The sequence below is a fragment of the Bradyrhizobium sp. BWC-3-1 genome (assembly GCF_032917965.1).
Lineage (GTDB): Bacteria > Pseudomonadota > Alphaproteobacteria > Rhizobiales > Xanthobacteraceae > Bradyrhizobium > Bradyrhizobium canariense_D.
Genome location: NZ_CP136625.1, coordinates 8,570,130 through 8,587,936, shown reverse-complemented (window position 1 = coordinate 8,587,936; position 17,807 = coordinate 8,570,130). Strand labels below are relative to the sequence as shown.

The window sequence follows — 17,807 nt, the reverse complement described above, 5'->3', positions numbered from 1 at the left end:
CCCATCACATGATCGCAAACGTTGAATTATCAACGTGCGAGACATTCAAGGCATGAGCGACAAGGCCGTCATCACCTGCGCGCTGAACGGCGTGCTCACCGACCCGAAGCAGCACAACGTGCCTGTCACGCCCGAGCAGATGGCGCGCGAGGCCAAGGCTGCGTTCGATGCCGGCGCGTCCATCATGCACATCCATCTGCGTCAGCAGGCGCCGGACAAGGGGCATCTGCCGTCCTGGGAGGTCAGCGTCAGCAAGGAGATCCAGCAGGCGATTCGCGAAGCCTGCCCTGGCGTGATCATCAATCACACCTCCGGCGTCTCCGGGCCGAACTACAACGGTGCGCTGGATTGTATCCGCGAGACCAGGCCGGAGATCGCGGCCTGCAATGCCGGCTCGCTAAATTACCTGAAGGTGAAGGCCGACAACAGCTGGGCCTGGCCGCCGATGATGTTCGACAATGCGGTCGAGAAGGTGAAGGACTATCTCGACGTCATGAACGCGGTCGGTACCATCCCCGAATTCGAATGTTTTGACGTCGGCATCGTCCGCTGCGTCGGCATGTACCGCCAGGTCGGCATGTACAAGGGCCCGCTCGAGTATAACTTTGTGATGGGCGTCGCCTCCGGCATGCCGTCGGATCCCGATCTGCTGCCGATCCTGATTAAGCTGAAGCGTCCCGAGGCGCAATTTCAGGTCACCGCGATAGGCCGCGAAGAAATCTGGCCGCTGCACCAGCGCTGTGCGGAGCTCGGCGGTCATCTGCGCACCGGTCTCGAAGATGCCTTCTATCTCGCCGACGGCAAGAAGGTAACGTCGAACGGCCAGCTGATCGACGCCATCGCCGCCTGCGCCCGCCGTGCCGGCCGCGAGATCGCGAGCCCGGCGGAAGCGCGAAAGATTTTTGGGACGAATAGGTAAATTATCGCCTCAACCGTCATTGCGAGCGAAGCGAAGCAATCCAGAATCTTTCCATGGATGCGCCTGGATTGCTTCGTCGCTTTGCTCCTCGCAATGACGAGCAGGATTGAGTCATGTCCATTCTCGAAAACACGATTTCTCCCGGCAGTGCCGCCTATCGCGCCAACCGCGACGGCATGCTTGGCCTGATCGACCGCATGCGCGCGCTGGAAGAGCGCACGCGTGCGGCATCAGCCGCGGCGAAAGACCGCTTCCACAAGCGCGGCCAGCTGTTGCCGCGCGAGCGCGTCGCGCTGGTGCTCGATCCCGGCGCGCCCTTCATCGAGCTGTCCACGCTCGCCGGCTACATGTTCGACGTATCTGATCCGGACAAGAGCGTCCCCGGCGGCGGCGTCATCGCCGGCATCGGTTTCGTCTCGGGCATCCGTTGCATGGTCAGCGCCAACGATTCCGGCATCGATGCCGGCGCGCTTCAGCCCTACGGCCTCGACAAGACGATACGCGTGCAGGAGCTCGCGCTGGAGAACAAGCTGCCCTACGTCCAGCTGGTCGAAAGCGCCGGCGCCAATCTCCTGCGCTACCGCGTCGAAGACTTTGTCCGCGGCGGCAACATCTTCCGCAATCTCGCGCGACTCTCCGCAGCGGGCCTGCCCGTCGTGACCGTAACCCATGGCTCCTCGACCGCCGGCGGCGCCTATCAGACCGGCCTGTCCGACTACATCGTCATGGTCCGTGGCCGCACCCGCGCCTTCCTCGCCGGGCCGCCGCTGCTGAAGGCCGCCACCGGCGAGATCGCGACCGAAGAGGAGCTTGGCGGCGCCGAGATGCACACGCAGGTGTCGGGACTTGGCGACTACCTCGCCGAGGATGACCGCGACGCCCTGCGCATCGCGCGCGAGATCATGGCGGCGCTGGAATGGGAACGGCCGGGCAGGGCGAGCGCGGAATATAAGCCGCCGCGCTACGATCAAGACGAACTGCTCGGCATTATGCCGATGGACCACAAGCGCTCCGTGGACATGAAGCAGGTGATCGCACGTATCGTCGATGATTCCGACTTCACCGAGATGGCGCCGAACTACGGCCCGGCCACCGTCTGCGGCCATGCCCGCATCGAGGGCCAGACCATCGGCATCATCACCAACAACGGTCCGCTCGATCCGGCCGGTGCCAACAAGGCGACGCATTTCATCCAGGCGTGCTGCCAAACCCGAACGCCGCTGCTCTATCTGAACAACACCACCGGCTACATGGTCGGCAAAGCTTACGAAGAAGCCGGCATGATCAAGCATGGCTCCAAGATGATCCAGGCGGTGACGTCGGCGACAGTGCCGCAGATCACCATCTATTGCGGCGCCTCGTTCGGCGCCGGCAATTACGGCATGTGCGGGCGCGGCTTCCATCCGCGCTTCTGCTTCTCCTGGCCCAACGCCAAGACTGCCGTGATGGGCGGTGAGCAGGCCGCCGAGACCATGGCGATCGTCACCGAAGCCGCAGCCGCGCGTCGCGGCAAGCCGGTCGAAAAAGAAAAGCTCGATGGCATGAAGGCGCAGATCGTCGGCGTGTTCGACGGCCAGATGGACGTGTTCTCGACCAGCGCGCGCGTGCTCGACGACGGCGTGATCGATCCGCGCGACACCCGCGCGGTGCTGTCCGAAGTGCTCGCGATCTGTCGTGAAGGTGACGCGCGGAGCCCACAGCGCATGCAATTCTCGGTGGCCCGCCCATGAGGAACGGATCAGTGCAGCACCGGCCGTTCTTCAAGGTCCTGATCGCCAATCGCGGCGAGATCGCACTGCGGGTGATGCGCAGCGCGCGGAAGCTCGGCCTCGGCGTCGTCGCGGTCTATTCGGATGCGGATAGGGATGCGCTTCATGTGCAACAGGCCGACCAGGCCGTGCGAGTCGGCGAAGCGCTGCCGGCGCAGTCCTATCTCAACATCGCCGCGATCATAGCGGCCGCAAAGGCCAGCGGCGCGGATGCCGTTCATCCCGGCTATGGCTTCCTCGCCGAGAACGAGGAGTTTGCGCAAGCCTGCAAGGATGCCGGCCTCGTCTTCATCGGCCCGTCGCCGCAGGCGATCGAGACAATGGGCAACAAGGCCGGTGCCAAGGAGATCATGAAAAAGGCCGGCGTGCCCGTCGTGCCCGGCTATCAGGGCGCCGATCAGGGCGATGAAGTCATGCTCGCGGAGGCGAGAGAGATCGGCTTTCCCGTGATGATCAAGGCGGTCGCCGGCGGCGGTGGGCGCGGGATGCGGCTCGTGGCGGATGCCAATTCGTTCCCGGATGCACTGCGTAGCGCGCGGTCCGAGGCGAAGGCGGCGTTTGGCGATCCGACGGTGATCCTCGAACGCGCCATCCAGAATCCCCGTCACATCGAAATTCAGGTGTTCGGCGACAGCCATGGCAACGCCATCCATCTTGGCGAGCGCGACTGCTCGGTGCAGCGGCGGCACCAGAAACTAATCGAGGAGGCGCCGTCGACCGCAGTCACGCCCGACCTGCGTGCGAAGATGGGCGAGGTCGCGGTCGCCGCGGTGAAGGCGTTGCGTTACGAGGGCGCCGGCACGCTCGAATTTCTGCTCGATGCGAGCGGCGGATTCTACTTCATGGAGATGAATACGCGTCTCCAGGTCGAGCATCCCGTCACCGAGGCCATCACCGGGCTCGATCTCGTCGAATTGCAGCTGCGCGTCGCGCGCGGCGAGTCGCTGCCGGTCAAGCAGCAGGACATTCGCTTCACAGGCCACGCCATCGAGGTGCGGCTGTGCTCGGAGGACGCCGCGCAGGATTTCATGCCGCAGTCCGGGCGCATGGCGCGCTGGCAGGTGCCGGATGGCATCCGCGTCGAACATGCGCTGCAATCGGGCTCCGAGATTCCGCCGTTCTACGATTCCATGATCGCGAAGGTGATCGGCCATGGCGCGACCCGCGAGGAGGCGAGGGGGCGGCTGATCGTCGGCCTGGAGCAACTGACCGGATTTGGTGTGACTACCAATCAGACTTTCCTGATGTCATGCCTGCGTCATCCCGGCTTCGCCAAAGGCGAGGCGACCACGGCGTTCATTGGTGCCCATCGCGACGAGCTGCTGGCGCCGCGCGCGGACGCCGCATTCGACATGGCCTTGGCCGGCCTGCTGCTCTACGTCACGAACCCCCAGGCACCGTCGTGGCGCCGCGGACGGAGCCTCGCGGCAACGTTCCCGCTGCCGGCGAAAATCGAGATCGCAGGCCAGGCGCTTGAGCTAGAAGTCTGGCGCGAGCGCGATGGCAGCTACATTGTTGCCAGGGACGGCCGGCAAGACAAGTTCGAGATCGACCAACTCGATCTCGACGTGATCCGCTTCCGCCATGACGGCGTGATGGACAGTGCCAAATTCCTGCGCGACGGCGACCGGCTCCACCTCCAGCGCCGCGGCATCCCGCTCGCGGCGACCGATCTCACCCTCGCCGCGCCGAAGGCGGCCGCAAGCAACGGAGACGGCAAGGTTCGCGCTGCCATGAACGGCCGCGTCGTTGCCGTCCTGGTCAAGCCGGGCGACCGCGTCACTGCCGGCCAGCCGGTGATGACGTTGGAAGCGATGAAGATGGAGCATGTCCACAAGGCCGGCATCGACGGCGTCGTCGCCGCGATCGACGTCGCCGAGGGCGAGCAGGTGACAACGGGCCGGATCGTGGCGGAGATCGGGGCTGAGTAGGGCGGCAAGCTCAACTCGTCGCCCCGGCGAAGGCCGGGACGACAGCGGAGCTACTGGCTCCGCCCCGTTCCGCCATTGAGCAAGCACGCCACCTGGTGCCCGTCCCCCGCGTCCACCAACGCCGGTCGTTCCGTCCTGCATCGCTCCATCGCATACCGGCAGCGGGTGTGAAACGCACAGCCCGGCGGCGGATTGACCGGGCTTGGCACGTCGCCGTCGACCAGCGGCACGAGCTTTTTGGCGAGCGGGTTGGCGACCGGTACCGAGGCGAGCAGGGCCTGCGTGTAGGGATGGCGCGGATTGCGGAACAGCTCGTCCTTGTCCGCGATCTCGACGATGCGGCCGAGATACATCACGGCGACGCGGTGACTGATATGGGCGACCACGGCGAGGTCATGCGCGATGAAGAGGTAGGAGAAGCCGTGCTGCCGTTGCAGATCGATCAGGAGATTGATCACCTGCGCCTGGATCGAGACATCGAGCGCGGAGACCGGCTCGTCGCAGACGATCAGGCGGGGCCCGAGCGCCAGCGCGCGGGCGATGCAGATGCGCTGGCGCTGGCCGCCGGAGAATTGATGCGGGAAGTTGCGCATCTGGTCGGGCCGCAAGCCAACCTGCTCGAACAGCTGTGCGGTACGTGCCTCCAGCGCTTTGCCGGTCGCGAGCCCGTGCACGAACAGCGGCTCGCCCACGATGTCTCCGGCAGTCATGCGCGGGTTGAGCGAGGCGAAAGGATCCTGGAATACGATCTGCATCGAACGACGGTGTGGCCGCAGCGCGGACTTGGAGAGATGCGTGATGTCCTCGCCTTCGAGGCGAATCTGGCCCGAGGTCGGCTCGACCAGCCGCAGCACGCTGCGCGCCACCGTCGACTTGCCGCAGCCGGATTCGCCGACAAGGCCCAGCGTCTCCCCGACCCCAACCGAAAACGAGACGCCGTCGACCGCATGCACTGTGCCGATTTGTCGGCGCAACACGCCGGCGCGCACCGGATAGTGCTTCTTGAGTTCGGTGACTTCGAGCAGTGCGTCGGTCATGCCACCTCCGCCACTTCGGCTGCGCGCCAGCAGGCCGCGAGATGGCCGCCGCCCCAATCGATGAGCGGCGGATATTCGGCCTCGCAGCGCTTGATCGCGAGCTTGCAGCGTGGCGCGAACGCGCAACCTTTGGGCAGCCCCACCAGCGACGGCACGGTGCCGGGAATTTCGTTCAACCGTGCCGGCGCGGCAACGCCGGGCGCCGGCACCGCCGGGATCGATGCCATCAATCCGCGCGTGTAGGGGTGCTTTGGCGCGGCGAACAGCGCCTCGACGCTCGCTTCCTCGACCTTGCGTCCCGCATACATCACGATGACGCGTTGCGCGGTCTGCGCGACGACGCCGAGATCATGCGTGATCAGCACGAGCCCGGTGCCGAGCTCTTTCTGAAGGTCTAGGATCAGCGCCAGAATCTGCGCCTGGATGGTGACGTCGAGCGCGGTCGTGGGCTCGTCCGCGATCAGCAGCACCGGCCGGCACGCCAGCGCCATCGCGATCATGGCGCGCTGGCGCATGCCGCCGGACAGCTGATGCGGATATTCCCGCGCGCGCCGAGCCGGCTCGGGGATGCGCACCAGGCGCAGCATCTCGATTGCGATGCCCCGGGCCTCTTTGCTCGACATGTTCCGGTGCAGCCGCACGGTCTCGACGATCTGGTCGCCGATCCGCATCACCGGATTGAGCGAGGTCATCGGCTCCTGGAAGATCATCGAGATGCGGTTGCCCCTGACGGCACGCATCTCTGCTTCGTCCAGCGTCAGAAGGTCGGTGCCTTCGAGCGTGACGGAGCCGCCGACGATGCGGCCGGGTGGATCCGGCACCAGCCGCATCAGCGATAGTGCAGTGACGCTCTTGCCGCAGCCGGATTCGCCGACGATCGCCAGCGTCTCGCCGCGCTTCACCGTGAAGGAAACATCATCGACGGCCTTGAACAGACCGGAGTTGGTGAAGAACACCGTCTTCAGGTTCTTCACCTCGATCACGAGATCGGAGTTCTCAGCCATCAGCCGCGCTGCCGGGGATCGAGGATGTCGCGCAAGGCGTCACCGAACAGATTGGCGCCGAACACCGCGAGGCTGATGGCGATGCCCGGGAAGATCACCAGCCATGGCGCCGTGCGGACATATTCGGCGGCGGATTCAGAGAGCATGCGCCCCCACGACGGGTACGGCTCGGGAATGCCGAGGCCGAGGAAGGAGAGCGAGGCTTCCGTGAGGATAGTCGAGCCGAGCTGGGCCGTCGCAAGCACGATCAGCGGCGCCAGCGTATTCGGCAGCACGTGACGGAGCGCAATGCGTACCTCGCTCATGCCGATCGACTTGGCGGCCTCGATGAATGGCAGCTCGCGCAGCGCCAGCGTGTTGGCGCGGATGACGCGCGAGACGGTCGGGATCAGCGGAATGGCGATCGCAATGATGACGTTCGGCAAGGACGGCCCAAGCGCCGCGGTCATGATCAGGGCCAGCACCAGCAGCGGCAGCGCCTGGAGGACATCGGAGACGCGCTGGAACACGAGATCGACCCAGCCGGAGAGATAGCCGGAGGTGAGGCCGACGATCACGCCGATGCTGCCGCCGAGCGCCGTCGAGCCGATGCCGACCGCGAGCGAGATCCGCGCGCCATGAATGATGCGGCTGAAGACATCGCGGCCGAAGGAATCCGTGCCCATCCAGTGTGCCAGGCTTGGACGCGCCAGTGCCCGAGCGGCATCGATCGTCAGCGGATCGTAACGCGCGATGAAGTCGGCGAAGATCGCGGTGAACACGAACAGGGTCATGATGACGAGCCCGGCCGCGCCCAGCACATGCCGCTGCGCCAAAAACAGCACGCGCCGCCAGCCGACGGTCGCGTGCGCCCCGGCGCGCCTCAGTTCAACGTCATAGTCGATCGCAGCCAACAGGTTCTCCTAATCCGTGTACCGGATACGCGGGTCGAACACCGCGTACAGCATGTCCACGATGAAATTCGCGCTCACCACGACGATGGCAATCAGCATCACCAGGTTCTGCACGATCGGATAATCGCGCCAGCGAATCGCCTCGACCAGGAAGCGCGCGACGCCGGGGATGTTGAACACCGTCTCCGTCACGATGAGGCCGCCGATCAGGAACGCCGCTTCGATGCCAATCACGGTGATGACGGGCAGAATCGCATTCTTCAGCGCATGCTGATAGTTCACAGCGGCGTCCGATGCGCCCTTGGCACGCGCGGTGCGGATATAGTCCTGCCGCAGCACCTCCAGCATCGAGGATCGCGTGATGCGCATGGTCAGTGCCGCGCTGCGGAAGCCGACGGCTGCGGCGGGCACGGCATAGGTCGCAAACGCTTCCAGCCAAGTCGCTGGATTCGGGTTGAAGATCGGCATCTGGTTGAACATCGCCACCGAGGCGGTGAGGATGAGCAGGCCAAGCCAGAACGAAGGCAGCGACAATCCGCTGAGGCTCACCACACGCAATGCGTAGTCGAGCCTCGTTCCCTGCTTCACCGCGCTGATCACGCCAAGGGGGATGCCGATCGAGGTCGAGAACAACAGCGCCAGGCCCGCGAGCCGTGCGGTGATCGGGATCCGTGGCAGGATCTCCTGGAGCGCCGGCTTCTCGGAGACGTAGGAGTAGCCAAAATCGCCGCGCAGGAAGCCGCTGATCCAGTGCCAATATTGCACCACCAGCGGCTGGTCGATGCCGAGCTCCTTCTCCAGATTGGCCTTGTCGGCGGGGTCCACATAGCCCGCGGCGGCGAACAGGATGTCGACGATATTCCCGGGGACGATGCGCAGCAGGAAGAAGATGACGATCGAGATCCCGAACAGGGTCAGGAGCATCAGCAACAGGCGCCGCACCAGATAGGCAAACATGCATCGCCTCCCGTCGAACCCGTCAGCCGCCCGCGCTACTTGTCCATCCAGACGTCCTCGTAGCGATAGCCATTGTAGGAGCTGTTCGACATCACCGTCACGCCCTTGACGTAAGGTTGCCAGCAGCTGCCGGTACGTGCGTGGAAGATGATCGGGCGGGCGACGTCCTCCTGCAGCTTCTTGTCGATGTCCCACACCAGCTTCTTGCGCTTGTTAATGTCGGTCTCCTGGGACTGCACGTCGAACAGCTTTTCGATCTCCTTGTTGCAGTAATTGGTGTAGTTGCGCTCGGAGCCGCAGGAATAGTTCTCGTAGAAGGACTGGTCGGGGTCGTCGACGGCATTGCCGGTCAAATTGAGCCCGAGCATGTAATCCTTCCGCGCGATCTTCGGGAACCAGTTTGCGGTCTCGACCACGTCGAGCTCGGCGTCGATATAGATACTCTTGAGCTGATCGATCAGAATCACCGCAGGATCGCGGTAGACCGGAATGTTGCGGGTCGAGACCTTGACGGCGAGATGCTTATCCGGCCCATAGCCGGCCTTCTTCTGCATCAGCTTTTTCGCTTCCTCACGGTTGGCGTTGATGTCGGGGCCGTAGCCCGGAATGGTCTCGAGCATCTCCTTCGGCATCCCCCACAGCCCATTCGGCGGCGGCAGCAGGGTGCCGCCGATGTCACCCTGGCCCTCGAACAAGATCGAGATGAAGGCCTTTCGGTCGAGCGACAGCGCCATGGCGCGACGGATGTCGATATTGTCGAACGGCGGCGCGGACGAATTGACGATGATGTTGGTGGCGACATTGTTGGGCTCGACCACGCAGACCGCGTTCGGCGCCTGCGATTTGACGTCCTTGAGCAGCGGGATGCTCACCTCGGTCGGGAAGGTCATGTCGAACTTGCCGGCGACGAACGCGAGGATCGCGGTGGAGCGGTTCGGGATGATGGTGAACTCGATGCCGTCGAGATAGGGCCGGCCCTTGCGCCAATAGTCGGGATTGCGGGTCAGCTTGATCGATTCATTGGCCTTGAACTCGACGAACTTGAACGGCCCGGTGCCGATCGGGTGCGTGCGCATGTCGCCGGGCGAGACGTGGCAGGGATAGACCGGCGTGTAGCCCGAGGCGAGCAGCGCCAGCAGCGAAGGCTGTGGCCGCTTCAGATTGAAGGAGACCTCGAGATCGCCGTTGGTGGAGACGTCGTTGACCTGTTCGTACCAGCTCTTGCGCGGGTTCTGCCGGAACTTCTGCTGCGACTTGCCCATCAGCATGTCGAAGGTGCATTTGACGTCCGCCGAGGTGAACGGCTTGCCGTCGTGCCACTTCACGCCCTGGCGTAGCTTGAAGGTCAGCGTCTTGTTGTCGTTGACCCAGGCCCAGCTCTCGGCGAGCTCGGGCACGATGGTGTCCATGCTGTTCTGCGCCACGTCCTGCTTGTAGATGACGAGGTTGTTGAACACCGGCATGAAGGGAACGTTGAGCGAGTAGGTCGCGCCTTCGTGGATCGAGGCATTGCCGGGACTGTCGCGGTGGTACATCCGCAAAATGCCGCCCTGCTTGGGCTCGCTGGCGAGTGCAACGCTCGAAAACGCAAGCAAAGATAGCGCCGCCGTCGCGGCGAGCGCCCGTACGCTCCGCATCCTCGTCCTCCCTGGACATCGGCCTTTTGCGGCCTGTTTGTCCCGACGATAGCGGCGCGTGCGCGGTGAGGCAACCGTCAAGGTCCGCTACTCTCTTGGCAATTCGGACGACGGAAGGCCGCAGGGGTTTCTCTCACGATGAGAGGGAAGTTTCTCCGGCGACAGCGGCCCTTCACACAATCCTTGACGCCTTGTTCCCCCAATACCGGTCCCGCAGCAGCCGCTTGTACAGCTTCCCCGTCGGCAGCCGCGGCAACTCCTTCTCGAAATCGACCGAGCGCGGCACCTTTTGCCGCGACAGCGACGCCCCGCAGAACGCGATCAGCTCCTCGGCGAGCGCCTCGCCCGGCACGGCCCCGGGCATCGGCTGCACCACCGCCTTCACCTCTTCGCCGAGATCGGAATTGGGCACGCCGAACACCGCGGCGTCCGCAACCTTCGGATGGGTGATCAACAGATTCTCGCACTCCTGCGGATAAATGTTCACGCCGCCGGAGATGATCATGAAGGTCGCGCGGTCCGTTAAATAGAGGAAGCGATCCTCGTCGACATAGCCGACGTCGCCGACCGTGCTCATGCTGCCGTCGGTCGAGCGCGCTTCCTTGGTCTTCTCGGGATCGTTGAAATATTCGAACGGTGAGGCCGTCTTGAACCAGACCTGTCCTGGCGTGCCGGTGGGGCATGGCTTCATGGTCTCATCGAGAATATGGAGGTCGCCGAGCAGCACCTTGCCGACGGTGCCGCGGTGGGCGAGCCATTCCGCGCTGTCGCAGGCGGTGAAGCCAAGGCCCTCGGTGGCGCCGTAGTATTCGTGGATGATCGGTCCCCACCATTTGATCATGTCATCCTTGACCTGCGCCGGGCAGGGCGCGGCGGCATGGATCGCGATCTCGAGCGAGGAGAGGTCGTAGCGCGCGCGCACCTCCTCCGGCAGCTTGAGCATGCGCGAGAACATCGTCGGCACGAGCTGGGTGTGGGTGATACCCCATTGCTCGACGAGCTGGAGGTAACGCTCGGGATCGAAATTCTCCATGATGATCGCGGTGCCGCCCATGCGGATCGTGAGGTTCACGGCGGCCTGCGGCGCCGAATGATAGAGCGGCGCCGGCGACAGGTAGATCATGCCCTCGCGGTAGTGCCAAAGCTTTGTCAGGAAATCGAACAACGGCAGATTGTGTTTCGGCGGCTCCTCCGGAAGCGGCCGCAGAATCCCTTTTGGCCGTCCCGTCGTGCCCGATGAATACAGCATGGCGGTGCCGAGCCATTCATCCGGGATCGGCGTCTTCGGCAGGTCGGCGGTTACCTCAGTGAGGCCGACGATGCGCTCGCTCTCGCCCGAGCCGTCGGCGACGATGCACAGCTTGATGTCGGGGCAGACCTTGATCGCCTCGCGGGCGATATCGAGCTTCGCAACCGACGTGATCAGGATTTTCGACTGGCTGTTGACCAGGAGATAGGCGAGCTCGCCCGGCGTCAGGAACGAGTTGATGCAGGTGTAGTAGAGGCCGGAGCGCTCGCCCGCGCCGCAGGCTTCGAGGTAGCGGGAATTGTTCTCCATGAAGATCGAGTAGTGGTCGAGCCGCTTCAGGCCATACTTGCGCAACAGGTGCGCCAGCCGATTGCTGCGCGCATCGAGCTCGCGATAGGTGACGGCCTCGCCGGTCGTCGCCATGATGAAGGCGGGCTGGAGTGGGCGCAGGCGGGCATGCTGACCTGGGTACATCAGTCCTCCGGCTTTGGATCATGCGGCAAGAAGCAGGATTTCGCGCACTTGAGCGGGGCTGTCGATCTTGCGCGGGTTGCGCGGGATCCAGTTCGTGCGCATCGCAGCGTCCGCGATGGCGTCGAAATGCTCCGGCGAGACGCGCACATCGGCGAGGCTGCGCGGCATGCCGAGCGAGCGGATGAAGGCATCGAGCACATCGGCTGCCGCGCGGCCGGGAAAGCCCATTGCGGCCGCGACGATCATCTGGCGCTCGGCATTGTCGCGCGCATTCCAGCGCATCACGGCCGGCAGCATGACGCAGGAGGTGTAGCCATGCGGTACGTCGAAGGCTGCGCCCAGCACGTAACCGATGCCGTGGCTCGCGCCCATCGGCACGCCAGCGGCGAGCGCGCCCATCGACAGCCAGGTGCCGATCTGCGCATCCATTCGCGCGTCGAGGTCAGCAGGGTCAGCCTTCACCCGTGGCAGCGCGTCGGCGAGCATGGCGAGGCCCTTCACCGATTGCGCGTCGGCATAGGGGTGCGTCTCGCGCGAGCAGATCGCCTCGACGCAATGATCGATGGCGCGGATGCCGGTCGAGAGGAATAGCCATTCCGGCGTGTGCACGGTGATGGCGGGATCGAGGATGGTCGCGCGCGGAACGCTGAGCGGATGCCGTAGCATCTGTTTCACATGGGCGGTGCGGTCGGTGACGCCTGCGATCGAGCTGAACTCGCCGCCGGCGATCGTGGTCGGCACGCTGATCTGACGCACGGTCGGCGCCGTCATCTCGGGCGCGACGCCCTTGTGCACGCGGATACGCTCGATGCCGTCGACATCGTCGATGCCGTTGGCGAGGCAGAGCTGCACCGCCTTGGCGCCGTCGGTGATCGAGCCGCCGCCCACGGTGACGATCAGGTCGGCGCCCGCTTCGCGCGCCGCATTGGTGGCGGCGATCACCGCCTCGCGCGGGGTGTGCGCCGGCATGGCATCGAAGACGCCCGCGCAATTTGTGCCCAGGGCTTGTTTGATCTTGGCGATTTCGTCGGTCTGCCGGTTGAGCGTGCCCGAGACCATCAGGAAGGCGCGGCGCGTCCCCAGCCGGTCCATCTGGGCGACCACGGCCTCGGCCGCGGGGTGGCCGAACACGACTTCCTCGATCGCGCCGTAAACGACACGTCCCTGGTGCACGCCTGTCCTCCCCGGACAATTCGTCTTGTTTTATGAGGAGCAATCTAGCCGAGCCGGCTCCGCCCGTCATGTGCAAAGACGCTAACGCACTCTCCGCTTGCTCTCCCGGCTCACGGGGAGAGGCGAACAAGCCCTGTCAACCCGTCATCCGGTCAGGGCATTCCTCCGAGCATTGCCTGCGCTTTGGTCTTGAAGAGTTCATCATTGCCACCCATCTTGTGGCGCCCGCGGGTACAGGCGTACCCTGCTTTTTCCGCGGCTTTGATGCGAGGACCTGGGATGACTGGACCGGACGGAAGCGAGCAATTTGTCAAAACGCACGATTTCGTTTCGCCTCGGCCTTACGCCATCGTCGGCCTTCTCGCCGCGGCGTTCGTGCTCACCGGTTGCGGCCAGCCGGCCTCGCAAGCGAGCGCTCCCCCGCCGGCGCCGGTAACCGTCGCCCAGCCGGTCAAGCGCACCGTCACCGATTGGGACGAGTTCACCGGCCGCTTCGAGGCGATGGAGGAGGTGCAGGTCCGCCCGCGCGTCGGCGGGTTCGTCAACTCTGTCGAATTCCAGGATGGCGCCATCGTGCGTCAGGGCGATCTGCTCTATGTCATCGACCCACGTCCGTTCGAGGCGGTGGCCACGCAGGCGGAGGGGCAGCTTTCCGATGCGCGTGCCAAGGTGGAGCTTGCAAAGCGGGAGCTCGATCGCGGTTTGAGCCTGGTGCAGACCAGCGCCGTCTCCGAGCAGGTGGTCGATCAGCGCCGTCAGGCCTTGCAGGCCGCGCACGCTGCCGAAACACAGGCCGAGGGTGCGCTCAAAGTCGCCAAGCTCAATATCGAATTCACGCATGTGACGGCGCCGCTGACCGGCCGCGTCAGCCGCCACCTTGTCAGCCCTGGCAATCTCGTGCAGGGCAGCGATACCGGAACGTCGACGCTGCTCACCTCGATCGTGACGCTCGACCCGATCTATATCTATTTCGACATGGATGAGGCGACCTTCATCAAATACAGCAAGCTGTGGTTCGAAGGCCGCCGCCCGAGTTCGCGCGATACGGCGAACCCGGTGCAGGTGACGCTCGCCGGCGAGACGAAACCATCCCGTGAAGGCAGCATCAATTTCCTCGACAACCGCCTCGATGTCTCCACCGGCACGCTGCGCAGCCGCGCCGTGGTCAAGAACACCGATCTTTCGATCCTGCCCGGTCAGTTCGGGCGTATCAGACTGATCGGCAGCGCGCCCTATGAAGCGCTGCTGATCCCCGACGTTGCGGTCGCAACTGACCAGTCCCGCAAGATCGTGTTCGTGGTCAAGCCGGACGACACCGTCGAGGCGCGTCCCGTGACGCTCGGACCGCTCGACGAGGGCCTGCGCGTGATCCGCGAGGGATTGAAGGCGGACGACCGCGTCATCGTCAACGGCATCCAGCGCGCCCGCGTCGGTGCCAAGGTCGCACCGCAGACGGCACCAGCGCCCGCCGGTGGCAAATCATGAATCTTGGCCGTCTCTCCATCAACCAGCCCATCCTGGCGATGGTGCTGTCGATCGTGCTGCTGATCGTCGGCGCGCTCGCGTACACCACGCTGCCAGTATCCGAATATCCGCAGGTGGTGCCGCCGACCGTCGTCGTCACCACGCAATATCCCGGCGCCTCCGCGCAGACCGTGTCCGACACGGTTGCAGCGCCCATCGAGCAGGAGATCAACGGTGTCGAGGACATGCTGTATCTTTACAGCCAGGCGACCTCGAACGGCCAGCTCACCATCACCGTCACTTTCAAGCTCGGCACCGATCTCGACAAGGCCCAGGTGCTGGTGCAGAACCGCGTCGCGATCGCGCAGCCGCGTTTGCCTGAAGAGGTTCAGCGCAACGGCGTCACCACACGCAAGAACTCGCCCGACATCTTGATGGTCGTGTTCATGCTGTCGCCGGACGACACTTTCGACCAGCTCTACATCTCCAACTACGCGCTGCTCCAGGTCCGCGACCAGCTGCTCCGGATCGACGGCGTCGGCGACATCCAGATCTTCGGCGCACGCGACTATTCGATGCGGCTATGGCTCGATCCGGATAGAATCGCCAATCTCGGCCTGACGTCGGCCGAAGTGCTCGCCGCGATCCGCGCGCAGAACGTGCAGATCGCGGGCGGCCAGATCGCCGAGCCGCCGATCGCCGACCGCGCGTTCCAGCCGAACCTCACCTTTACCGGGCGATTGAAAGACCAGAAGCAGTTCGAGGACATCCTGATCAAGGCCGGCTCCGACGGCCGCACGGTGCGCCTGCGCGATGTCGCCCGTATCGAGCTCGGTGCACTCGCGTACTCCACCAACAGCTTCCTGCTGCGCAAGTCGGCGGTCGCCATGCTGGTGACGCAGCGACCGGGATCGAACGCGCTCGCGACCGCGAAGCACATCTCGGACACGATGACGAAGCTGAAGGAGACCTTTCCGAAAGGCCTCGACTTCAATATCGGCTACAACCCGACCGAGTTCATCGCGCAGTCGGTCCACGAGCTGATCAAGACCATCTACGAGGCCATGTTGCTCGTGGTCATCGTAGTTCTGGTGTTCCTGCAGGGATGGCGCCCCGCGATCATTCCGATCATCGCGATCCCGGTGTCGCTGGTCGGCACTTTCGCGGTGATGGCGGCGCTCGGCTTCTCGATCAACAATCTCACGCTGTTCGGGCTCGTTCTCGCCGTCGGCATCGTGGTCGACGACGCCATCGTGGTGGTCGAGAATGTCGAGCGGCATCTCGAGCATGGCATGAGCCGGCGCGACGCCGCGCTGAAGACCATGGAGGAGGTGGGCGGCGCATTGGTGTCGATCGCGCTGGTGCTCTGCGCGGTGTTCGTCCCGACTGCGTTTTTGGGCGGCATTTCCGGGCAATTCTTTCAGCAATTCGCCGTCACCATTGCGGTCGCGACCGCAATCTCCTGCTTCTGCTCGTTGACGCTGTCGCCGGCGCTGGCCTCGCTTCTTCTCGTTCCGCACGAGGAGAAGCGGCCGCCGGCGCGCTGGAATATCCTCGCCCGCGGCTGGAGTGCTTTCACGGGCGTCTTTAACCGCGTGTTCGACCGTCTCGCGCATGGCTATGCAGGCCTCGCCAATTTCGTGATCCGGCATTCGGCGGTGATGATCCTGATCTACGTCGTGCTGATCGGCAGCGCCGGTTGGCTGATCGCTACCACGTCGCAAGGCTTTATTCCGGCGCAGGACCGCGGCTACGTCATCGTCTCCGTGCAATTGCCGGGCGCGGCCTCGCTGGCGCGCACCACCGAGGTCGTGCGCGAGATCGAGCGGATCGCGCTGGATACGCCGGGTATCATCCGCGTCGCCGCTTTCGCCGGCTTCTCCGGCGCGACGCGGACGCAGGCCGGTAACGCGGCGGCGCTCTTCCCGGTGTTCGACGAGCCCGAGGCGCGGATCAAGAAGGGATTGTCCGCGAACGCCATCACGGTCGAGCTGCGCAAACGCCTGGCCGCGATTCAGGGTGCCTTCATCATCGTGATTCCACCGCCGGCCGTGCCCGGCATCGGCACCGGTGGCGGCTTCACCATCCGCATCCAGGACCGCCAGGGCCGTGGGCCGGAGATGCTCGCCGCAGCTACTGACGAGCTTGTCGCCGCGGCGCGCAAATCGCCCTCGCTGCTCGCTCCCTCCGTGTTCTCGCCGTTCTCGGCCAATACGCCGCAGCTCTTCGTCGACATCGACCGCACCAAGGCGCAGAAGCTCGGTGTTCCCATCGCCGGCATCAACGACACGATCCAGACCTATTTCGGATCGACCTATGTCAACGACTTCAACCTGTTCGGCCGGACCTATCACGTCACAGCGCAGGCGGATTTTCCGTTCCGCAAAGAGCCGAGCGATCTGTCGCGCCTACGCACGCGGAACGCCTCCGGCGACATGGTGATGCTGGGCAGCGTGGTCGAGTTCAAGGACATCTCCGGCCCCGACCGTGTCGCGCGCTACAATCTCTACGCGGCGTCCGAGTTGCAGGGCGAGCCGGCGCCAGGCACCAGCTCGACCACCGCGCTCAACGCGATCAAGAAGCTCGCGGACGACACCCTGCCAAGCGGCTTCAGCTTCGAATGGACCGATCTGTCCTACCAGCAGATCACTGGCGGCAATGCGGGTCTCTACGTGTTCCCGATTTGCGTGCTGTTCGTCTATCTGGTGCTCGCCGCGCAATATGGCAGCTGGACCTTGCCGTTCGCGGTGATCCTGATCGTGCCGATGTGCCTGTTGGCCGCCACGATCGGCGTGCGCATCATGGGGCAGGACGTCAACATCCTCACCCAGATCGGTTTCGTCGTGCTGGTGGGGCTGGCGGCAAAGAACGCGATCCTGATCGTCGAGTTCGCCCGCGACATCGAGAAAGAAGGCAAGCCGCGGCTGGAGGCCGTGATCGACGCCTGTCGGTTGCGCCTGCGGCCGATCCTGATGACGTCCTTCGCCTTCATCCTCGGCGTGCTGCCGCTGGTGATCTCGTCCGGCTCGGGCTCGGAGATGCGGCAAGCCGTCGGCGTCGCCGTGTTCTTCGGCATGATCGGTGTCACCCTGTTTGGGCTTCTGTTCACGCCGATCTTCTATGTGGTGGTGCGGAACCTGGCCGAGGGGAAGAACGAGGGGAAGCCGAAGGCGGTGGGCTGATAAGTACCAAATGGCGCGCCACCGACCCTTCAATATTCACGCTGTCGTCCCGGCGAAGGCCGGGGACCCATAACCCTCGAACGTGGTTTAGTGAAGATTCGTCGTTCGGTACTCCTAC

12 protein-coding genes are annotated in these 17,807 nt (G+C 64.5%); 5 read left to right on the top strand and 7 right to left on the bottom strand.

Going from position 1 to position 17,807, the window contains the following annotated elements; translation table 11 throughout:
- The first annotated feature begins 52 nt into the window (after window positions 1-52).
- From RX329_RS41020 to RX329_RS41010, 3 genes are all read left to right on the top strand, one after another.
- On the top strand, window positions 53-919 hold the full coding sequence (locus tag RX329_RS41020) for a 3-keto-5-aminohexanoate cleavage protein (protein WP_018455961.1): 867 nt from the start codon (window positions 53-55) through the stop codon (window positions 917-919).
- A 113-nt stretch (window positions 920-1,032) separates the two neighbouring features.
- A complete protein-coding gene (locus tag RX329_RS41015) occupies window positions 1,033-2,649 on the top strand; it encodes an acyl-CoA carboxylase subunit beta (RefSeq protein WP_018455962.1) in 1,617 nt (538 codons plus the stop codon).
- On the top strand, window positions 2,646-4,619 hold the full coding sequence (locus tag RX329_RS41010) for an acetyl-CoA carboxylase biotin carboxylase subunit (protein ID WP_085394870.1): 1,974 nt from the start codon (window positions 2,646-2,648) through the stop codon (window positions 4,617-4,619). The genes RX329_RS41015 and RX329_RS41010 overlap by 4 nt, the downstream gene beginning before the upstream one ends.
- Window positions 4,620-4,669: 50 nt before the next feature.
- Here the strand turns inward: RX329_RS41010 and RX329_RS41005 are convergent, their stop codons facing one another.
- The 7 genes from RX329_RS41005 to RX329_RS40975 all read right to left on the bottom strand — a co-directional run bounded on the left by RX329_RS41005 (window position 4,670) and on the right by RX329_RS40975 (window position 13,043).
- On the bottom strand, window positions 4,670-5,656 hold the full coding sequence (locus tag RX329_RS41005; RefSeq protein ID WP_018455964.1) for an ABC transporter ATP-binding protein: 987 nt from the start codon (window positions 5,654-5,656) through the stop codon (window positions 4,670-4,672).
- The gene (locus RX329_RS41000) at window positions 5,653-6,660 is read right to left on the bottom strand and encodes an ABC transporter ATP-binding protein (protein ID WP_018455965.1); all 1,008 of its coding nucleotides are present in this window, start codon (window positions 6,658-6,660) and stop codon (window positions 5,653-5,655) included. The genes RX329_RS41005 and RX329_RS41000 overlap by 4 nt, the downstream gene beginning before the upstream one ends.
- Window positions 6,660-7,553: an ABC transporter permease gene (locus tag RX329_RS40995; RefSeq protein ID WP_018455966.1), complete on the bottom strand. Its 894-nt coding sequence runs from the start codon at window positions 7,551-7,553 to the stop codon at window positions 6,660-6,662. Before RX329_RS40995 ends, RX329_RS41000 begins: the two co-directional genes overlap by 1 nt.
- A gap of 9 nt (window positions 7,554-7,562) precedes the next feature.
- Complete coding sequence (locus RX329_RS40990; RefSeq protein ID WP_018455967.1) at window positions 7,563-8,510, bottom strand: ABC transporter permease; 948 nt, start codon at window positions 8,508-8,510, stop codon at window positions 7,563-7,565.
- Window positions 8,511-8,545: 35 nt separating this feature from the next.
- A complete protein-coding gene (locus tag RX329_RS40985) occupies window positions 8,546-10,147 on the bottom strand; it encodes an ABC transporter substrate-binding protein (protein ID WP_317245437.1) in 1,602 nt (533 codons plus the stop codon).
- 172 nt (window positions 10,148-10,319) lie between these two features.
- Window positions 10,320-11,870, bottom strand: coding sequence for an AMP-binding protein (locus RX329_RS40980; protein ID WP_085348657.1), 1,551 nt, complete (start codon window positions 11,868-11,870; stop codon window positions 10,320-10,322).
- Between the two features lie 18 nt (window positions 11,871-11,888).
- Window positions 11,889-13,043: an iron-containing alcohol dehydrogenase gene (locus RX329_RS40975; RefSeq protein WP_085348656.1), complete on the bottom strand. Its 1,155-nt coding sequence runs from the start codon at window positions 13,041-13,043 to the stop codon at window positions 11,889-11,891.
- 279 nt (window positions 13,044-13,322) lie between these two features.
- On the opposite strand from RX329_RS40975, the gene RX329_RS40970 reads away from it, so the two are divergent.
- Window positions 13,323-14,528, top strand: a complete 1,206-nt coding sequence (locus RX329_RS40970) for an efflux RND transporter periplasmic adaptor subunit (protein WP_018455971.1) — start codon at window positions 13,323-13,325, stop codon at window positions 14,526-14,528.
- Window positions 14,525-17,689 (top strand): multidrug efflux RND transporter permease subunit, encoded by a 3,165-nt coding sequence (locus RX329_RS40965; RefSeq protein WP_317245436.1) that lies wholly within the window; start codon window positions 14,525-14,527, stop codon window positions 17,687-17,689. Before RX329_RS40970 ends, RX329_RS40965 begins: the two co-directional genes overlap by 4 nt.
- The last annotated feature ends 118 nt before the right edge of the window (window positions 17,690-17,807 follow it).

Excerpts from the sequence above, each read along its gene's own strand:
- RX329_RS41020 (WP_018455961.1), top strand. The coding sequence starts at position 53 with ATGAGCGACAAGGCCGTCATCACCTGCGCGCTGAACGGCGTGCTCACC.
- RX329_RS41015 (WP_018455962.1), top strand. The coding sequence starts at position 1,033 with ATGTCCATTCTCGAAAACACGATTTCTCCCGGCAGTGCCGCCTATCGC.
- RX329_RS41010 (WP_085394870.1), top strand. The coding sequence starts at position 2,646 with ATGAGGAACGGATCAGTGCAGCACCGGCCGTTCTTCAAGGTCCTGATC.
- RX329_RS41005 (WP_018455964.1), bottom strand. The coding sequence starts at position 5,656 with ATGACCGACGCACTGCTCGAAGTCACCGAACTCAAGAAGCACTATCCG.
- RX329_RS41000 (WP_018455965.1), bottom strand. The coding sequence starts at position 6,660 with ATGGCTGAGAACTCCGATCTCGTGATCGAGGTGAAGAACCTGAAGACG.
- RX329_RS40990 (WP_018455967.1), bottom strand. The coding sequence starts at position 8,510 with ATGTTTGCCTATCTGGTGCGGCGCCTGTTGCTGATGCTCCTGACCCTG.
- RX329_RS40985 (WP_317245437.1), bottom strand. The coding sequence starts at position 10,147 with ATGCGGAGCGTACGGGCGCTCGCCGCGACGGCGGCGCTATCTTTGCTT.
- RX329_RS40980 (WP_085348657.1), bottom strand. The coding sequence starts at position 11,870 with ATGTACCCAGGTCAGCATGCCCGCCTGCGCCCACTCCAGCCCGCCTTC.
- RX329_RS40970 (WP_018455971.1), top strand. The coding sequence starts at position 13,323 with ATGACTGGACCGGACGGAAGCGAGCAATTTGTCAAAACGCACGATTTC.
- RX329_RS40965 (WP_317245436.1), top strand. The coding sequence starts at position 14,525 with ATGAATCTTGGCCGTCTCTCCATCAACCAGCCCATCCTGGCGATGGTG.